This window comes from Streptomyces sp. NPDC017993 (assembly GCF_044328065.1).
Taxonomy (GTDB): domain Bacteria; phylum Actinomycetota; class Actinomycetes; order Streptomycetales; family Streptomycetaceae; genus Streptomyces.
On sequence record NZ_JBIRGO010000005.1, the window covers coordinates 501,435 to 516,978 of the forward strand.

The following is a 15,544-nucleotide window of genomic DNA, read 5'->3' on the forward strand; positions in this document are numbered from 1 at the left end:
CGTCTGCTGTCGAGGTCACCGCATCAGGAGGCAGAGCCGACGTGACTGCAATCCCCTCGGGGACGAGCCCCCGACCCCTGGCCGGCCGCCGTCGCACCCGACGGGCGGCGCTCGTGGGGGCGGTGTGCGCGGGACTGGCCGCGGCGCTGGCGGGTTGCGGGGCCGAGGAGGACCCGGACGCCGGCACCAACGGGATGGGAAAGCTGCCCGCCGCGAAGGTCGAGGCCAAGGCGCGGGCGGCCGCCGAGCGCGCCGACACGGTCCGGCTGTCCGGCAACGTCGTGAGCCAGGGCCGCACCTTCAAGCTCGACATGCGTCTCGCGAAGGACGGCGCCAAGGGCGAACTGACGACGAAGGCGGCGGCGTTCTCGCTGCTGCGGGTCGGCGACGCGCTCTATCTGAAGGCGGACGCCGCTTTCTGGGCCGGCGAGAAGAACGCCAAGGCCGGCACCCCCGACGCCGCCGCGGCGGCCAAACTCGGCGGCAAGTACGTCAAGGTGCCCGCCGCCGATCCCGTCTACAAGCGCTTCAGCGGCTTCACGGACAAGGACATGCTGCTGAGCAGCCTGCTCGGACTCCGGGGCAAGCTGACGACGGGTGAGCACACCGACATCGACGGCGTCCGCGCCATCCGGCTGTCCGCCGCCGCGGGCTCCGGCGGCACCCTGGACGTCTCCCTGGAGGGCACGCCGTATCCGCTGCGGCTCCACCGGGCGGGCGGCGCGGGCGTGGTCCGGCTCGCCGACTGGGGCAAGAGCGTGCCGCTCCGGGCCCCGGCCAAGGACCAGGTCGTCGACTACGGCCACCGGATCTCCGGCGACGGCTGACGACAGCGGGCGAACGGCAAGGGGCGCACGGTTCGCGTCGGCGATCGGCCGCCGCCCCGTGGGGTCCGCCCGATCAGCCCTTACGGCCCCGGCGCAGCAGCTTCGGCAGTGCGGCGGGGGCGGGGCGCCGGGTGATGGCGGGCGTCGGCAGCGGCGGGGCCGTATGCGCGTCGTCCGGCATGGCCCCCGGGCGCTGCTCGGTCTCTCCGGTGGGCTCCAGCCGCAGCACCCGGCACTCGCGCGCCCAGCGCTGGGTGAGGGTCTCCGCGTCCGGTGCGTTGAGCCGCTTGCCCTTCAGTTCACCGACGGCGGCCGACCACGTTTCGCTCTCCGGCGCCGGTTCGACGACCCGGGCCTGCCAGGCGACCAGTCGGCCGCCCTTGTCCTTGCTGCGCACGGTGACGGTGGCGGTGCCCCCGTCGGTGAGGCCGAGGTCGGCGAGGGGCTGCTCACCCTCTCCGTCGCCGATGAGGCAGGCGGCGCCGTCGACCCACACGTGCCACAGAGCACGCGCCGGGCCCGTCGTCCCCCGCACCCAGATGAGGCCGGACTTCTTCGTGGCCTCTTCGATGAGCGCCCGATCCTGCAGGGCCTGCGACACGGTCTCCGTCATACGGCTCAGCCTAATGGGCGGGGCCGGGACGCCCCGGGGGCGGTCCTGGCGCTCCCGGATACTCAGGACGCGAAGGAGCGGGCGAGGCCGGCGAGGTTCTGCGGGCAGGCCCATACGTCGCGGGTGAGCCGGCCTTCGTACCAAGAGGCCAGCCACTCGTCGTCCGGGTCCTCCTCGGCCTTCTCCGCCGCCACCTCCGTCTCATGGGCGGGGTCCCGCTCGGGGTGGGCCAGCATCTCCAGCACCCGGCGGAAGGCGTCGAGCTCGGAGCCCGGCGGCCCGTCGTCGCACGGATGAGCAGGGTGGTCGCACGGGGCGTCCCCCAGGGCGCGGCCGACCCCGGCCAGCACATCCCTCACCCGGGCCTCGGCCGTCGCGTCAGGGCGGGCGTAGACCACGTACGGGCCGATGAGCAGCAGCCCGAGCGTCCACAGGGCGGTCTCCGGGCCGCCGGTCGCGACGCTCGCTTCGAGGTGGCGTGCGCATTCCAGGACCGCCGCGGGGGCGTCGCCGAGGTGGTAGCCGTGGTGGATCTCGTCCCACTCGCCGATCAAGGCGTCCCACTCGGCGGGCGTGGCAGGCGCGGCCGTGGGCGCAGCCGCGTCGTCGTACCGGCCGTCGAGGCTCTCTGTGCTGTCCATGGGGGGAGGATGGCACGCGGGCTGCGCACCGCCCCCTGACGTCTCCTCAGGGGGCGGTGGCGCAGCGGCTGTACGGGGTCAGAGCCAACCGTTGCGCTTGAAGCCGCGGTGGATGCCGAAGCAGATCGCGACGGTGGCCAGCAGGACGGCCGGATAGCCGAACTTCCAGTGCAGTTCCGGCATGTACTCGAAGTTCATGCCGTAGATGCCGGCGATCATCGTCGGCACCGCGAAGATCGCCGCCCAGGACGTGATCTTGCGCATGTCCTCGTTCTGCGCGACGGTCGCCTGCGCGAGGTTGGCCTGGAGGATGGAGTTGAGCAGGTCGTCGAAGGACAGCACCTGTTCGTTGACCCGCGCCAGGTGGTCGGCGACGTCCCGGAAGTACTTCTGGATGTCGGCGTCGACCAGCCGCATCGGACGCTCGCTCAGCAGCTGCATCGGCCGCAGCAGCGGCGACACCGCACGCTTGAACTCCAGCACCTCGCGCTTGAGTTGGTAGATCCGCCCGGCGTCGCCGCCCTTGGCCGAGCCCTTGCCGTTGGTGCCCGAGCTGAAGACGTCGATCTCCACCTCGTCGATGTCGTCCTGGACCGCTCCGGCCACCGCGATGTAGCCGTCGACCACCTGGTCGGCGATGGCGTGCAGTACGGCCGACGGGCCCTTGGCCAGCAGTTCCGGGTCGTCCTGGAGGCGGTGGCGCAGTGCGCGCAGGGAGCCCTGACCGCCGTGCCGGACCGTCACGATGAAGTCCCGGCCGGTGAAGCACATCACCTCGCCGGTCTCCACCACCTCGCTGGTCGCGGTCAGCTCGGCGTGCTCGACGTAGTGGACGGTCTTGAAGACGGTGAAGAGGGTGTCGTCGTAGCGCTCCAGCTTGGGCCGCTGGTGGGCGTGGACGGCGTCCTCCACGGCCAGCGGGTGGAGGCCGAACTCCTGGGCGATACCGGCGAATTCGGCCTCGGTCGGCTCGTGCAGGCCGATCCAGGCGAAACCGCCGTCGGCGCGCACGCTCGCCATCGCGTCGGCCGGGGCGAGGTGCTCGCGCACCCGGCGGCCCTCGCGGTAGACGCCGCAGTCCACGATGGCGCTGTTCGCGCAGGCGGAGGTGGTCGCGGGGTAGCTGTACGGGGAGTCGTCGCGGCGCCGGGACGGGCGGACGGCGGCGCGCAGGTCGCGGATCATCGACATGGCAGGCTCCTTCACGGGCCGGCCGTCAGCCAGGGCGCGGGGAGGCAACGCTGCCCGGAACGTGGACGTACGAGGCGTCATCGGCCGTACGTCCGCAAAGCGGGCGGCGCTCCGTGCGGTGGTGCTGACGGCAGTTCGCAGAAAACAGAACAAAGAGTCGAAGGCGCTCTTCCGTCATCTACATCCGGCGCAAAGGCACTTCACGGGTTTCGCCGCTGAGCGGCGGGGTACGGAAGCTCTCGGATCAGGAGATTCGCTGCGCGAGGGGGATGACAGGAGAACTATCGGTACTGCACGGTCGACTCGGATCCACCGCAGCCCCACCTCCTCCGGCCGGTCCCCGTTGGGGGACGACGTCATTCCCTGAGCCAGACGGCAAGGCTATCAGCCGCCTGAAGCGTTACGGTGCCGCTTTACCTGTTCTCGACGCGTCTTATGCTCGCGGCATGTCTGACGTTCTTGAGCTGGTCGAAGCCCGGTTGCGTACGGCCCTGGGTGAGCCGGACGCGCGCGCCGCCGTCACGTTCCTCGGTACCGACCGTATCGAGGTGCTCCGCTTCGTCGGCGACGGGGTCGTCCGCTACGCCACACTCGGGATGTCGGCCCACCCCATGGCCGACCCCACGGCCGTCCTCGCGGACCCGCTGCGCGGCCCCCGCGCCGAACTCGTGCTGTCCGTACGACCCGGCCACGCGGAGACCGACAAGGTGCTGCGGCCGCTCGCCGTACTCGCCGCGTCTCCGCAGGTCGAAGGGCTGATCGTGGCGCCTGGCGCCTCGCTGGACGTGGGTGAGCCGCTGTGGCCGGGGGCCGCCTCCACCTCGGTGCTGGTCACCGCGCCCGGCGGACTGGTCGAGGACCTCGATCTGGACGAGCCGCTGGAGCCGGTCCGCTTTCTGCCGCTGCTGCCGATGACGCCCAACGAAGCCGCCTGGAAGCGGGTGCACGGTGCCGAGGCGCTGGAGGAGCGCTGGCTGAAGCACGGCACGGACCTGCGCGACCCGCTGCGCAAGGGCGTGCCGCTCGACGACTGAGTGCCCGCAACGGCTGCGCCGGGGTGCTCGATGTCACGTCCCACCTCGGAGGCCGCCGCTCGCAGGCGACGGCCGTGGCCGCGCCGGGGCGGGGTGCACGGCCGTGCGTGCGGCGGCGGGTGTCAGTTGGCGAAGACGGTGACGCCGTCCTCCGTGGCGTGCCGGGGCTCCAGTTCCTCGGCCCGCAGGGTCAGCGCCCGGCGGCGGACGGCGACGATAGCCGCGCCGATCACCGCCGCGAGGGCGGCGACCACGAACGGGATGTGGATGTCGGTCCACTCCTCGATCTTCGGCGCGAGGAACGGCGCGGCGGCCGCCGCGAACCACCGCACGAAGTTGTAGCCCGCGCTCGCCACCGGGCGCGGCGCGTCCGACACGCCCAGCGCCAGCTCGGTGAAGACGGTGTTGTTCAGGCCGATGAAGGCGCCCGAGAGGACCGTGCAGACGATCGCGGTGGTGTGGTCGCCGTAGCCCAGGACCAGCAGGTCGACGGCGAGCAGGACGAGTGAGCCGCCCAGCACCTTCAGCGAGCCGAAGCGGCGCTGGAGACGGGGCGCGACGAGCACCGAGAAGACCGCGAGCAGGACACCCCAGGCGAAGAAGACGCCGCCCGACTTGTAGGGCGACATGTTCAGCACGAACGGCGTGAAGGCCAGCACCGTGAAGAACGCGTAGTTGTAGAAGAACGCCGAGACGGCGGCGGACGCCAGCCCGCCGTGACCGAGCGCCTTGACCGGGTCGAGCAGTGAGGTCTTGCGGGCCGGCTTGGGCTGCTCCTTGAGGAAGGCCGTGATCGCGAGGAAGCCGACGGCCATCAGGACGGCGGTCCCGAAGAACGGGTAGCGCCACTTCAGGTCCCCCAGGATCGCGCCCAGCAGGGGGCCGCAGGCCATGCCCAGGCCCAGCGCGGACTCGTACAGCAGGATCGCTGCCGCGCTGCCGCCCGCCGCGGCGCCGACGATCACGGCGAGCGAGGTGGAGACGAACAGTGCGTTGCCCAGGCCCCAGCCGGCGCGGAAGCCGACCAGTTCGCCGACCGACCCCGACATCCCGGAGAGCGCCGCGAAGACCACGACCAGCGCGAGGCCGGCCAGCAGGGTCTTGCGGCCGCCGATGCGGCTGGAGACGAAGCCGGTGATCAGCATCGCCACGGCGGTGATCAGGAAGTAGGAGGTGAACAGCAGGGAGACCTGGCTGTTCGAGGCGTGGAGGCCCTGGGCGATCGAGGGCAGGATCGGGTCGACCAGGCCGATACCCATGAAGGCGACGACCGAGGCGCCGGCCGTGGCCCAGACGGCCTTGGGCTGGCGCAGGAGGGATGTTCCGCCCTCCCCGAAGGGATCGTCCTCGGTGCCGCCGCGGCTGCTGCTCGTCATGCTGCGGGTCCCCTTCCCGTTGCCGGGCTTCGTGTCTCCGGGCGAGCGGCCCGGAGATCGTTGATGTATACACACAATAAGTTAGCTGGACTAAAGAGTGCAAGTTACAACTACATGACGGCCGAAAATGCCGCCTTGATCTGCGCGGGGCGTGATATCAGGCACATCGGACGGGTGATCGTCCTTGACGCGAGGGCGGCGCTGGAGGACCGTTGGGCCCTATGAGGGGCGAACCCAGTTGCCCGAAGTGCGGTGGCCGGGTACGGGCGCCCGGTCTTTTCCACGACACGTGGGAGTGCGCTGTGCACGGCGCCGTGCACCCACTCCAGCCGGTCGTTCCGCCGAGCGTCGAGGCGCTCGGCGTCGTCGTGCACCGGGCCCAGGTGCCCGTCTGGATGCCATGGCCATTGCCGGTCGGCTGGCTGTTCACAGGAGTCGCCTGCGCCGGTGACGAGCGCAGCGGCGGACGGGCGACCGCGGTGGCCTGCTCGGGCCCCGGGCCGCTCGGCGGGCCGGGTGAACTCCTGCTCATCGCCGAGGAGCTGGGCGTCGGACTCGGCGCGCGCTACGCCGGCATCGAGGGACCCGACCCCGGCCCCGCCATGTGTGTGGACAAGCCGGCGCACGCCAAGGTGCTGGCCGCAGGACGCCCGACCGCGATGTGGCACGTCGACGGCGCGCCCCCGGACCGGGCGGTCTTCGCGGGCGAGGCGCGCGGCCTGTGGCTGTGGGCGATCGCCTGGCCGGAGCAGTCCGCCCTGCTGATGTACGACGAGCTGGTGCTGACCGATCTGCGGGAGGCGGGCGCCGAGGTGGACCTGCTGCCGTGCGGGGCGCTCTCGCCGCGGATCCTGAACTGACCGCGGTACCCCCGCGGGGCATCCGCCGGGGTGGGGCCGCCCTCCCGCCCGACGAGGACACGCGCACCCGGCCGGTATCCTTCTGACGTCCCCCTACGGCGTCCCTGCCCTCAGGCCACGTGTCGCCCGCCCGTCCCGCACCAGGTCTGGAGTTCGCGTCGTGCGCATCGATCTGCACACCCACTCCACGGCATCGGACGGTACGGACACCCCCGCCGAACTCGTGCGCAACGCCGCGGCCGGCGGCCTGGACGTCGTCGCACTGACCGACCACGACACCGTCGGCGGCCACGCCGAGGCGCGCGCGGCGCTGCCCGCCGGGCTGACCCTGGTCACCGGCGCCGAACTCTCCTGCCGGCTCGACGGCGTGGGCCTGCACATGCTCGCCTACCTCTTCGACCCCGAGGAGCCCGAGCTGGCCCGTGAGCGGGAGCTGGTCCGCGACGACCGCGTCCCGCGTGCTCAGGGCATGGTCGCCAAGCTGCGCGAGCTGGGGGTGCCCATCACCTGGGAGCAGGTGGCGCGGATCGCCGGCGACGGTGCCGTGGGGCGCCCGCACGTCGCCAGCGCCCTCGTCGAGCTGGGCGTGGTCGCCTCCGTCTCCGACGCCTTCACGCCGCAGTGGCTGGGCAACGACGGCCGGGCGTACGTCGAAAAGCACGAACTCGATCCGTTCGACGCGATCCGGCTGGTCAAGGCCGCGGGCGGGGTCACCGTCCTCGCGCACCCGATGGCCGTCAAGCGCGGCGTCTGCGTACCGGAGAGCGCGATGGCCGAACTGGCCACGGCCGGCCTCGACGGCATCGAGGTCGACCACATGGACCACGACGAGCCCACCCGCACCCGACTGCGCGCCCTCGCCGGCGACCTCGGGCTGCTGACCACCGGCTCCAGCGACTATCACGGCAGTCGCAAGACCTGCAGCATGGGTGACCACACCACCGACCCCGAGATCTACGGGGAGATCGTGCGCCGCGCGACCGGCGCCTTCCCCGTCCCCGGCGCGGGCGGCTGAGCCCCGACCGGTAGCCCCCGCCGCGGCTGTACCGGCGCCCGCCGGGGTCCGCCCCGGACCTGCGCCGCCCCGCTGTCCTCTTTCCCCCACCAGGGCCCTGCGCTCGCCGCGCCCTGTGCCGTTCGTCCCGTACCACCTCTCGCAAGGCCATCACCGTGTTCGACGTCGCCGTCTTCAGTACTCTCTTCGTCACGCTTTTCGTGATCATGGACCCGCCGGGGATCACCCCCATCTTCCTGGCCCTGACCTCCGGCCGGCCGGCCAAGGTACAGCGCCGGATGGCCTGGCAGGCGGCCACCGTCGCCTTCTGCGTCATCGCCGTCTTCGGCGTCTTCGGCCGGCAGATCCTGGGGCGGCTGCACATCTCGACACCCGCGCTGATGATCGCGGGTGGCCTGCTGCTCCTGCTGGTCGCGCTGGACCTGCTCACCGGCAAGTCGGAGGAGCCGACCCAGACCAAGGACGTCAATGTCGCGCTGGTGCCGCTGGGGATGCCGCTGCTGGCCGGGCCCGGCGCGATCGTGTCGGTGATCCTGGCCGTGCAGCACGCGCACGGAGTGACCGCGCAGGTCTCGGTCTGGACGGCGATCGTCGCGATCCACGTGGTGCTCTATCTGGTGATGCGGTTCTCACTGGTGATCATCCGCGTCATCAAGGACGGCGGCGTGGTGCTGGTGACCCGGCTGGCGGGCATGATGCTCTCCGCGCTCGCCGTGCAGCAGATCATCAACGGCGTCACCCAGGTGATCGAGGGCTCCTGAGGTCCGCGCCCGGCCCCGGACAGCGCAGCGCCCCCGTACGACGTGTTTCGTACGGGGGCGCTGCGACGTCTGTGCTCAGCTGTTCATCGAGCGGCGGTGCGGTTGCTAGCGAGCGGCGGTTTCTGCCGGGCGGATGTAGATGCGCTGGCCGATCGATGCGGCCTGCTGCACGATCCGATTGACGGAGGCGGCGTCCACGACGGTGCTGTCCACGGCGGTGCCATCGACGTCGTCCAAACGCATGATCTCGAAGCGCACAGGCTTCTCCCTTCGTCCGTGATCCTCCTGAGGAGAACTATTTTCATCTGGATTGCCCGGCTTCGCTGCCGGACCTTCCGTAGGGCTACAACAGGAGTTCCCCAGGAATCATTCCCTACGCTAAAGAAAATTTTCGACGGTCTAAGTACTCGCCGGTAGCGAGAGCGGTTGTGCCCGCAGAGTGACCGCCCGGACAATGGACGCGGTATGAACGACGTCCAGCCCACGGGCACCCCAGACCTCGCCGCGCTGCAGGCCGGCATCGAGCGCACCAATGAGCTGCTCACCCGGGTCCTCGCCGAGGTCGCGACCACCCCGTCCACCCACGCCGCCTTCGTGGACGCGGGCTATGTGTACGCCGCGGCCGGACGGCTGGTCACCGGTACCGAGGACCGCAGGGCGTTCGACCTGGACGCCGAGGGCATCATCGAGGCGTTCATCGACCGAGCCCGGATGATCTTCCCCGACAGCCGGCTGCTGCGGGTCTACTGGTACGACGGCGCGCGCCGCCGCATCCACACCCAGGAGCAGCAGCGGATCGCCGAGCTGCCCGATGTGAAGGTCAGGCTCGGCAACCTCAACGCCAACAACCAGCAGAAGGGCGTCGACTCCCTCATCCGTACGGACCTGGAGTCGCTGGCCCGGCACCGCGCGATCAGCGACGCGGTGCTCATCGGCGGCGACGAGGACCTGGTCTCCGCGGTGGAGGCGGCGCAGGGCTACGGCGCGCGCGTGCACCTGTGGGGCATCGAGGCCGTCGGCGGCCGCAACCAGGCCGAACCGCTGCTGTGGGAGGTCGACAGTCAGCGCACCTTCGACCTGGACTTCTGCAAGCCGTACGTCACGCGGCGGCCCGGCGTCGAGTGCGTGGATCCGGCGGCGGGCGAGGGGCCGGCGCCCGCCCGCGAGGAGGTGCGCTTCGTCGGCGCCCGGATCGCCGCCCAGTGGCTGGCCGAACGCGGCCGTGAGTGGGTCGCCGAGCTGCTGCCAGGTCACCCGTATCTGCCCGGCATCGTCGACCAGGAACTGCTGACCGCCGCGGAGGCGCTGCTGCGGCACTCGCTGCGCGGCCACGCCGACCTGCGGCGGGTCCTGCGGGACGGCTTCTGGGAGCACGTCCAGGGGCAGTACTAGCCGGGCGATGCCCGCCGTGCGGCCCGTACCGGGCTCAGGCCCGGGCGAGCAGCTCGGTGAGCCGGTCGAAGAAGCCCGCCCAGCCCGCCTCCGCCTGCTTGTACTGCTCGGCGGTGAGATTGCCGCCGTCCTGGCGGAACACCATCTCGGTGCGGCCCTGAAGGTCGGTGAGGGTGACGCGGACGATCTCGTCCTCGAGGTCGGTCGGCGTCGCGCTGTCCGTGATCGTGAACTCCAGCCGCTCGGGTGCCGCGATCTCCTGGTAGACCCCCGAGAACGGCAGATCGCGGCCGTCCGGTGCCCGCATGACCAGGCTCCAGGCGCCACCCGGCCGGACGTCCATGGTCATCCGGTCCACCGGCACCTCCAGACCCCCGCCGAACCAGTAGGCGAAGTGCTCGGGAGTGGTCCAGGCCCGGAACACCAGGTCGCGGCGTGCGTCGAAGACGCAGGTGAGCGCGATGCCCTGCGCCGCATGCTGCGGATTCTCGGTCATGCTCATGCCCTCCATGCGGGAACGGGGGGCGGCCGCCCGAAGGACCGCTCCCCTCGATGCTCACCGAGCCGGGCGCCGCTGTCCTCCCGACACCGCCGCCCTCGGCCACTCGGCCCACCCGCCGCCGCTACCCGTTCTCCCGCCAGAACCCGACCAGCGCCTCGGCCGTGGCCTGCGGGTTCTCGACGTTCGGGGAGTGCTCGGCCCCCTCGATCACCGTGCGGCGGGCGGACAGCCGCTCGGCCATCGCGTCCATCGAGGGCACCGGCCAGGCGTAGTCCACGGCGCCGGAGACGACGTGCGTGGCAGTCGGCAGCTCCGCCAGCTCGGCCACCCGGTCGGGCTCCTCGATCATCTGCCGGCCGGTCACGACCAGCTGCTCGGGCACGGTGTTGAGCCAACGGCGGTGCAGGAACTCGCCGATCTCCGGCGGCGTCGCGGCATCCGCCGCCTCCGGCGGATCCAGTGCCCGCATCGCCTGCCAGACCGACTCCATGTCCCACCGGCCGAGTGCGTCGATCAGCGTCTGCACCCGGCCCTGCTGCGGGCCGTCGATGGCGCCCGGACCCGAACTGAGCGCGGTCAGCGAGCGGAACGGCGCCGGGTCGAGCAGCACCGCGGCCCGGGTGATCAGCCCGCCCAGTGAATGCCCCAGCAGATGCAGGGGCGTCTCCTCGCCGGCACCCAGCGCCCGTGACTGGGCGAGGACGTCCAGCGCCAACTCCTTCTGGGCGTACGCCGATTCGGTGCGCGGCCCGGGGGATTCGTGCTGTCCCCGCCCGTCGACCGCGACCACCCGGAATCCGGCGGCGGCGAGCGGAGCGAGGAGGACGATGAAGTCCTCCTTGCTGCCGGTGAATCCGGGCACCAGCAGGGCGGTGCCGACCGGGGCGCCGGCGGGCCGGGCGTCGTGGACCGCGAACTCACCGCGCTCGGTGTCGAGTCGGTATGCGCGGGCGCACGGGGGCAACGTGAGAGTGGGCGGCCTGCTCATGAGGTGAGGTTAGCGGGACGGACCCGCGGCCGCGGCACAGGCGCAGCAGTTACGGCAGACGGCCCCGGGCGGCTCCGTGGCCCGGCGGTCCGCGGAGCTGCCGTCCGGGGGGAGCGGCTCTTGCACGCACCTCATACCACGGGCCGCCGCAGCCGAAAACGCCGACGGCCCGGCCCCCGCAACAGGCGGGGCCGGGCCGTTCGGGGCATCCGGATCAGCTCTCGGGCGTGGCCTCGGCGGCCGGCGCCTTGGCGCGGGTGCGCCGGCGCACCGGCTTGGCCTCGCCCTCGACCGCGGCTGCGTCCGTCGCGTCCGCCGCCGGCTTGGCGGCGGCCTTGCGGGTCCGCTTGGGCTTGGCCGGGGCGTCCGCGGCGGGCTCGGCCTCCGTCGACTTCGCGGCGGCCGTGCTCTTGCGGGTGCGCTTGGGCTTGACCGGCGCGGCGTCCTCGGCCGGGTCGACCGTGGCCTCGGCGGCCGGCTTGGCCGCGGCGGCCTTACGCGTCCGCTTCGGCTTGGCCGGAGCGGCCTCGTCACTCACCGGCGCGGCACCCTCGGCGGTGTCCACCGCGGCCTCGGCGGCCTTGGCGGCGGCGCTCTTGCGGGTCCGCTTGGGCTTGACCGGCGCGGCGTCCTCGGCCGGAGCGGTGTCCACCACGGCCTGCACGCTCTCCACCACGGTCTCCGCGGCGGCGTTGGCGGCGCCCCGGGTGCGGCGGCGCGGCTTGGCGGGCGCCTCGACGGCGTCCGTCGCGGCGACCGCCTCGGGGGCCACGGCAGTGCCCTCGGCCGTGGCGACCGCGGCCGCCTCGCCCGTCTCGGGGCGCGCGGCGCGGGTCCGGCGACGGCGCGGCTTGGCGGGGGCCTCCGCCGCGTCGGCGGCGTCGGCGACGGGGCCTGCCACCTCGGACGCCTGCACGGCGGCCGGCGCGCCGGCACCACCCTGCGCGGCACCACGGGTCCGGCGGCGGCGCCGCGGCTGGCGTGCCTCGGTGGCACCCTCGGAGCCCTCGGCGGCGTCCAGCGAGCCGGTGGCCTTGGCCTCGGCGGCGGACGCGCCGTCCAGCGCCGTTCCGCCACGGGTGCGGCGGCGCTGGCGCGGGGTGCGGGTGCGCTCCGGGCGCTCCTCCACCTCGGCGACGGCGGCGGCCTTGCGCGGGCCGCCACGGCCACGGCCGCCCGTCTCGCCCAGATCCTCGACCTCTTCGGCGGCCAGGCCGGCGCGGGTGCGCTCGGCACGCGGCAGCACGCCCTTGGTGCCCTGCGGGATCTTCAGCAGCTCGTAGAGGTGCGGGGAGGTCGAGTAGGTCTCCTCCGGCTCGTCGAACGGCAGGTCCAGCGCCTTGTTGATCAGCTTCCAGCGCGGGATGTCGTCCCAGTCGACGAGCGTGACGGCGGTGCCCTTGGCGCCCGCGCGGCCCGTACGGCCGATGCGGTGCAGGTAGGTCTTCTCGTCCTCGGGGGACTGGTAGTTGATGACGTGCGTCACACCCTCGACGTCGATGCCGCGAGCGGCGACGTCGGTGCAGACCAGGACGTCGACCTTGCCGTTGCGGAAGGCGCGCAGCGCCTGCTCGCGGGCGCCCTGGCCGAGGTCACCGTGCACCGCGCCGGACGCGAAGCCGCGCTTGGCGAGCTGGTCGGCGATGTCGGCGGCGGTGCGCTTCGTACGGCAGAACACCATCGCCAGTCCGCGGCCGTCGGCCTGGAGGATGCGGGAGACCATCTCCGGCTTGTCCATGGAGTGGGCGCGGAAGATGTGCTGGGTGGTGTTGGCGACGGTCTGGCCCTCGTCGTCCGGCGCGGCGGCGCGGATGTGCGTGGGCTGCGACATGTAGCGGCGGGCCAGCGAGATGACCTGGCCGGGCATCGTCGCGGAGAACAGCATCGTCTGCCGCTTGGCCGGCAGCAGCTGGATGATCCGCTCGACGTCGGGCAGGAAGCCCAGGTCCAGCATCTCGTCGGCCTCGTCCAGGACCAGGCTCTTGACCTCGGAGAGGTTGAGCTTCTTCTGGCCCGCGAGGTCGAGCAGCCGGCCGGGGGTGCCGACGACGACATCGACGCCCTTCTTCAGGGCCTCGACCTGCGGCTCGTAGGCACGGCCGCCGTAGATGGCGAGCACCCGGACGTTACGCACCTTGCCCGCCGTGAGGAGGTCGTTGGTGACCTGCTGGCACAGCTCGCGGGTCGGTACGACGACGAGGGCCTGGGGCGCCTCGGTCAGCTGCTCGGGCCGGGCGCGGCCCACCTCGACATCCGCCGGGACGGTGACGCGCTCCAGCAGCGGCAGGCCGAAGCCCAGGGTCTTGCCGGTGCCGGTCTTGGCCTGGCCGATGACGTCGCTGCCGGAGAGGGCAACGGGGAGCGTCATCTCCTGGATGGGAAAGGGGGAAACGATGCCGACGGCCTCAAGGGCTTCGGCGGTCTCGGGGAAAATCCCGAGGTCTCGGAACGTAGACAGAATCTTGCCTCTTCTGTGAGACGCGGCGTGAGGCGGCGAAGGGGGTCGTACCGCACCTTCGTACGGGTTCGTACGGGGGCCGGCTTGATACAGCCGGATGGCGCGGGACCACTGCCAACGCTCAGGCACTCCAGCCGCGAGCGGTGTCCCTCTTGCGGTCCGTACGTCTGGCGTACGCGCCGCGGGGGAGGGCGGTCGGTTTGGAGCCGATCGGGCCACCGACCGGGCATCCGCATTCGTGGAACGACCCACCGATACTCGGCGGGTCCAATACCACTGTACCCCGGATGGAGCGCGGCACCCGAAGGCTTGTATGAGTGAGGAATTCCTCACGTCCTGCCGGGCGCCGCGGCGCCCGGCACGCCGGACGTCCGTACGGTGTGCCTGGGTGGCTGACCAGGGCCTTCCCCCGGCGGCCGAGCGGGCTATTGTGCCCGTCATGGAGACGCCTGACAACGCCGCTGCTGACGCGCAAGAACACACCGGGATCGCCGCCCAGGACTGGGCGCAGGCATCCGCCGACCCGCACTACCGCGCGGCCGTGATCGACCTGCTCGGCGCGCTCGCGTACGGCGAGCTGTCCGCCTTCGAGCGGCTGGCCGAGGACGCCAAGCTCGCACCGACGATGGACGACAAGGCCGAACTGGCCAAGATGGCATCGGCCGAGTTCCACCACTTCGAGCGGCTGCGGGAGCGGCTCGCGCAGATCGAGGCGGAGCCCAACGAGGCGATGGAGCCGTTCGCCGCGGCGCTGGACGAGTTCCACCGCCAGACCGCGCCGTCGGACTGGCTGGAGGGCCTGGTCAAGGCGTACGTCGGTGACTCGATCGCCAGTGACTTCTACCGCGAGGTCGCGGCCCGGCTGGACTCCGACACCCGCGGCCTGGTGCTGGCCGTCCTGGACGACACCGGCCACGCGTCGTTCGCCGTCGAGAAGGTCCGCGCAGCGATCGAGGCCGAGCCGCGGGTCGGCGGGCGGCTCGCGCTCTGGGCGCGGCGGCTGATGGGCGAGGCGCTGTCCCAGGCGCAGCGGGTCGTCGCGGACCGCGACTCGCTCTCCACGATGCTGGTCGGCGGGGTGGCCGACGGCTTCGACCTGGCCGAGGTCGGCCGGATGTTCTCGCGGATCACCGAGGCGCACACCAAGCGGATGGCGGCGCTCGGGCTCGCGGCGTAACGCCAAGCGCGACGTCCGTCAGGGACCGGCGGCCTGCGGGCCGCCGGTCCTTCGTCGCTGCGGAGCCCCGGTGGGGCGCGGGCCGCAGGGCGGCCCTCAGGCGGTGCGGTGGCTCTTCAGCGCCGTCGAACCGCTCCGCCCCGGGCGGAGCAGCACCGAGAGCAGGGCCGCGCTCATGGCGAGCGCGGCGACCAGCACCTGGGCGGGGTATCCGGGCCCGAGGATCGAGCGGGTCAGCAGCGCGCCGAACAGCGCGGCGACCGGGCCCGTGGCCAGGGTCAGGGTGCGCGCGGGGAATCGGTCGGACAGCCATCGCGTGGCGGACAGGGCGATGACGAATCCGACGATCACGGCGCCGAGCGCTTCCCAGATCATGCTGTTCCCTCCCGCGTGACAAGGCCGATCGGTTGAACAAATCGGTCGTAGGCGGTCGTACCCCGAGGGCGTCGCAAGCAACCCTCCCGACCGGGAAGCCCTGCCTGATCAGAGCAGCCGGAGTGGCACGAACGGCGGCAGCTGGGTCGTCCGGCGCCGGGCGAAAGCGGAATGCGGCCGGGGAGAGGAGGGCCGGGGGAAGGGGAGGGGAAGAAGGGGCAACGACGCGAGCGGCGGGGGACGGGGGCCGAAGCCCGCACCCCCCCCCCCCGCCCCCGGGGGGGCCCCCCGGGGCGGCCCCCGCTGAAAGCCCGGCCCACCACCCCCACGGCGG

Annotated in this window: 16 protein-coding genes; 7 read left to right on the top strand and 9 right to left on the bottom strand. The window is 72.4% G+C overall.

Annotation, left to right across the window (positions count from 1 at the left end):
- Nucleotides 1-41: 41 nt before the first annotated feature.
- Nucleotides 42-827 (top strand): hypothetical protein, encoded by a 786-nt coding sequence (locus ACH4FH_RS11820; RefSeq protein ID WP_398555611.1) that lies wholly within the window; start codon nt 42-44, stop codon nt 825-827.
- 73 nt (nt 828-900) lie between these two features.
- Here the strand turns inward: ACH4FH_RS11820 and ACH4FH_RS11825 are convergent, their stop codons facing one another.
- The 3 genes from ACH4FH_RS11825 to ACH4FH_RS11835 all read right to left on the bottom strand — a co-directional run bounded on the left by ACH4FH_RS11825 (nt 901) and on the right by ACH4FH_RS11835 (nt 3,272).
- The gene (locus tag ACH4FH_RS11825) at nt 901-1,440 is read right to left on the bottom strand and encodes a hypothetical protein (RefSeq protein ID WP_398555612.1); all 540 of its coding nucleotides are present in this window, start codon (nt 1,438-1,440) and stop codon (nt 901-903) included.
- 62 nt (nt 1,441-1,502) lie between these two features.
- On the bottom strand, nt 1,503-2,081 hold the full coding sequence (locus tag ACH4FH_RS11830) for a hypothetical protein (RefSeq protein ID WP_398555613.1): 579 nt from the start codon (nt 2,079-2,081) through the stop codon (nt 1,503-1,505).
- A 78-nt stretch (nt 2,082-2,159) separates the two neighbouring features.
- The gene (locus tag ACH4FH_RS11835; protein WP_398555614.1) at nt 2,160-3,272 is read right to left on the bottom strand and encodes a magnesium and cobalt transport protein CorA; all 1,113 of its coding nucleotides are present in this window, start codon (nt 3,270-3,272) and stop codon (nt 2,160-2,162) included.
- A 446-nt stretch (nt 3,273-3,718) separates the two neighbouring features.
- Between ACH4FH_RS11835 and ACH4FH_RS11840 the strand changes: the two genes are divergently transcribed.
- Complete coding sequence (locus tag ACH4FH_RS11840) at nt 3,719-4,306, top strand: suppressor of fused domain protein (protein WP_398555615.1); 588 nt, start codon at nt 3,719-3,721, stop codon at nt 4,304-4,306.
- Nucleotides 4,307-4,428: 122 nt separating this feature from the next.
- Here ACH4FH_RS11840 and ACH4FH_RS11845 read toward each other — a convergent pair whose 3' ends face one another.
- Nucleotides 4,429-5,682, bottom strand: coding sequence for an MFS transporter (locus ACH4FH_RS11845; RefSeq protein ID WP_398555616.1), 1,254 nt, complete (start codon nt 5,680-5,682; stop codon nt 4,429-4,431).
- A gap of 221 nt (nt 5,683-5,903) precedes the next feature.
- Between ACH4FH_RS11845 and ACH4FH_RS11850 the strand changes: the two genes are divergently transcribed.
- From ACH4FH_RS11850 to ACH4FH_RS11860, 3 genes are all read left to right on the top strand, one after another.
- Nucleotides 5,904-6,542, top strand: a complete 639-nt coding sequence (locus ACH4FH_RS11850; protein ID WP_398555617.1) for a DUF6758 family protein — start codon at nt 5,904-5,906, stop codon at nt 6,540-6,542.
- 160 nt (nt 6,543-6,702) lie between these two features.
- The gene (locus ACH4FH_RS11855) at nt 6,703-7,557 is read left to right on the top strand and encodes a PHP domain-containing protein (protein ID WP_398555618.1); all 855 of its coding nucleotides are present in this window, start codon (nt 6,703-6,705) and stop codon (nt 7,555-7,557) included.
- 155 nt (nt 7,558-7,712) lie between these two features.
- The gene (locus ACH4FH_RS11860; RefSeq protein WP_398555619.1) at nt 7,713-8,318 is read left to right on the top strand and encodes a MarC family protein; all 606 of its coding nucleotides are present in this window, start codon (nt 7,713-7,715) and stop codon (nt 8,316-8,318) included.
- A gap of 105 nt (nt 8,319-8,423) precedes the next feature.
- Here ACH4FH_RS11860 and ACH4FH_RS11865 read toward each other — a convergent pair whose 3' ends face one another.
- Nucleotides 8,424-8,576 carry a hypothetical protein gene (locus tag ACH4FH_RS11865; protein WP_393896392.1) on the bottom strand — a complete coding sequence of 51 codons (153 nt, stop codon included), beginning with the start codon at nt 8,574-8,576 and terminating at the stop codon, nt 8,424-8,426.
- A 207-nt stretch (nt 8,577-8,783) separates the two neighbouring features.
- Here ACH4FH_RS11865 and ACH4FH_RS11870 point away from each other — a divergent pair, with 207 nt between their 5' ends.
- Nucleotides 8,784-9,710, top strand: coding sequence for an NYN domain-containing protein (locus tag ACH4FH_RS11870; protein ID WP_398555620.1), 927 nt, complete (start codon nt 8,784-8,786; stop codon nt 9,708-9,710).
- A 34-nt stretch (nt 9,711-9,744) separates the two neighbouring features.
- Here the strand turns inward: ACH4FH_RS11870 and ACH4FH_RS11875 are convergent, their stop codons facing one another.
- The 3 genes from ACH4FH_RS11875 to ACH4FH_RS11885 form a co-directional block, all read right to left on the bottom strand.
- The gene (locus ACH4FH_RS11875) at nt 9,745-10,206 is read right to left on the bottom strand and encodes an SRPBCC domain-containing protein (RefSeq protein WP_398555621.1); all 462 of its coding nucleotides are present in this window, start codon (nt 10,204-10,206) and stop codon (nt 9,745-9,747) included.
- A gap of 127 nt (nt 10,207-10,333) precedes the next feature.
- Nucleotides 10,334-11,200: an alpha/beta fold hydrolase gene (locus tag ACH4FH_RS11880; protein ID WP_398555622.1), complete on the bottom strand. Its 867-nt coding sequence runs from the start codon at nt 11,198-11,200 to the stop codon at nt 10,334-10,336.
- 214 nt (nt 11,201-11,414) lie between these two features.
- Entirely contained in the window at nt 11,415-13,568 is a 2,154-nt protein-coding gene (locus ACH4FH_RS11885; RefSeq protein ID WP_398555623.1) for a DEAD/DEAH box helicase, read from the bottom strand.
- 529 nt (nt 13,569-14,097) lie between these two features.
- On the opposite strand from ACH4FH_RS11885, the gene ACH4FH_RS11890 reads away from it, so the two are divergent.
- A complete protein-coding gene (locus ACH4FH_RS11890; protein ID WP_398555624.1) occupies nt 14,098-14,835 on the top strand; it encodes a ferritin-like fold-containing protein in 738 nt (245 codons plus the stop codon).
- A gap of 96 nt (nt 14,836-14,931) precedes the next feature.
- Here ACH4FH_RS11890 and ACH4FH_RS11895 read toward each other — a convergent pair whose 3' ends face one another.
- Nucleotides 14,932-15,210, bottom strand: a complete 279-nt coding sequence (locus ACH4FH_RS11895) for a hypothetical protein (RefSeq protein WP_398555625.1) — start codon at nt 15,208-15,210, stop codon at nt 14,932-14,934.
- Nucleotides 15,211-15,544 lie beyond the last annotated feature (334 nt).

Coding starts and splice junctions, on each gene's coding strand:
- ACH4FH_RS11825 (WP_398555612.1), bottom strand. CDS start 1,440: ATGACGGAGACCGTGTCGCAGGCCCTGCAGGATCGGGCGCTCATCGAA.
- ACH4FH_RS11890 (WP_398555624.1), top strand. CDS start 14,098: ATGGAGACGCCTGACAACGCCGCTGCTGACGCGCAAGAACACACCGGG.
- ACH4FH_RS11885 (WP_398555623.1), bottom strand. CDS start 13,568: ATGACGCTCCCCGTTGCCCTCTCCGGCAGCGACGTCATCGGCCAGGCC.
- ACH4FH_RS11875 (WP_398555621.1), bottom strand. CDS start 10,206: ATGACCGAGAATCCGCAGCATGCGGCGCAGGGCATCGCGCTCACCTGC.
- ACH4FH_RS11845 (WP_398555616.1), bottom strand. CDS start 5,682: ATGACGAGCAGCAGCCGCGGCGGCACCGAGGACGATCCCTTCGGGGAG.
- ACH4FH_RS11835 (WP_398555614.1), bottom strand. CDS start 3,272: ATGTCGATGATCCGCGACCTGCGCGCCGCCGTCCGCCCGTCCCGGCGC.
- ACH4FH_RS11870 (WP_398555620.1), top strand. CDS start 8,784: ATGAACGACGTCCAGCCCACGGGCACCCCAGACCTCGCCGCGCTGCAG.
- ACH4FH_RS11850 (WP_398555617.1), top strand. CDS start 5,904: ATGAGGGGCGAACCCAGTTGCCCGAAGTGCGGTGGCCGGGTACGGGCG.
- ACH4FH_RS11840 (WP_398555615.1), top strand. CDS start 3,719: ATGTCTGACGTTCTTGAGCTGGTCGAAGCCCGGTTGCGTACGGCCCTG.
- ACH4FH_RS11880 (WP_398555622.1), bottom strand. CDS start 11,200: ATGAGCAGGCCGCCCACTCTCACGTTGCCCCCGTGCGCCCGCGCATAC.
- ACH4FH_RS11830 (WP_398555613.1), bottom strand. CDS start 2,081: ATGGACAGCACAGAGAGCCTCGACGGCCGGTACGACGACGCGGCTGCG.
- ACH4FH_RS11895 (WP_398555625.1), bottom strand. CDS start 15,210: ATGATCTGGGAAGCGCTCGGCGCCGTGATCGTCGGATTCGTCATCGCC.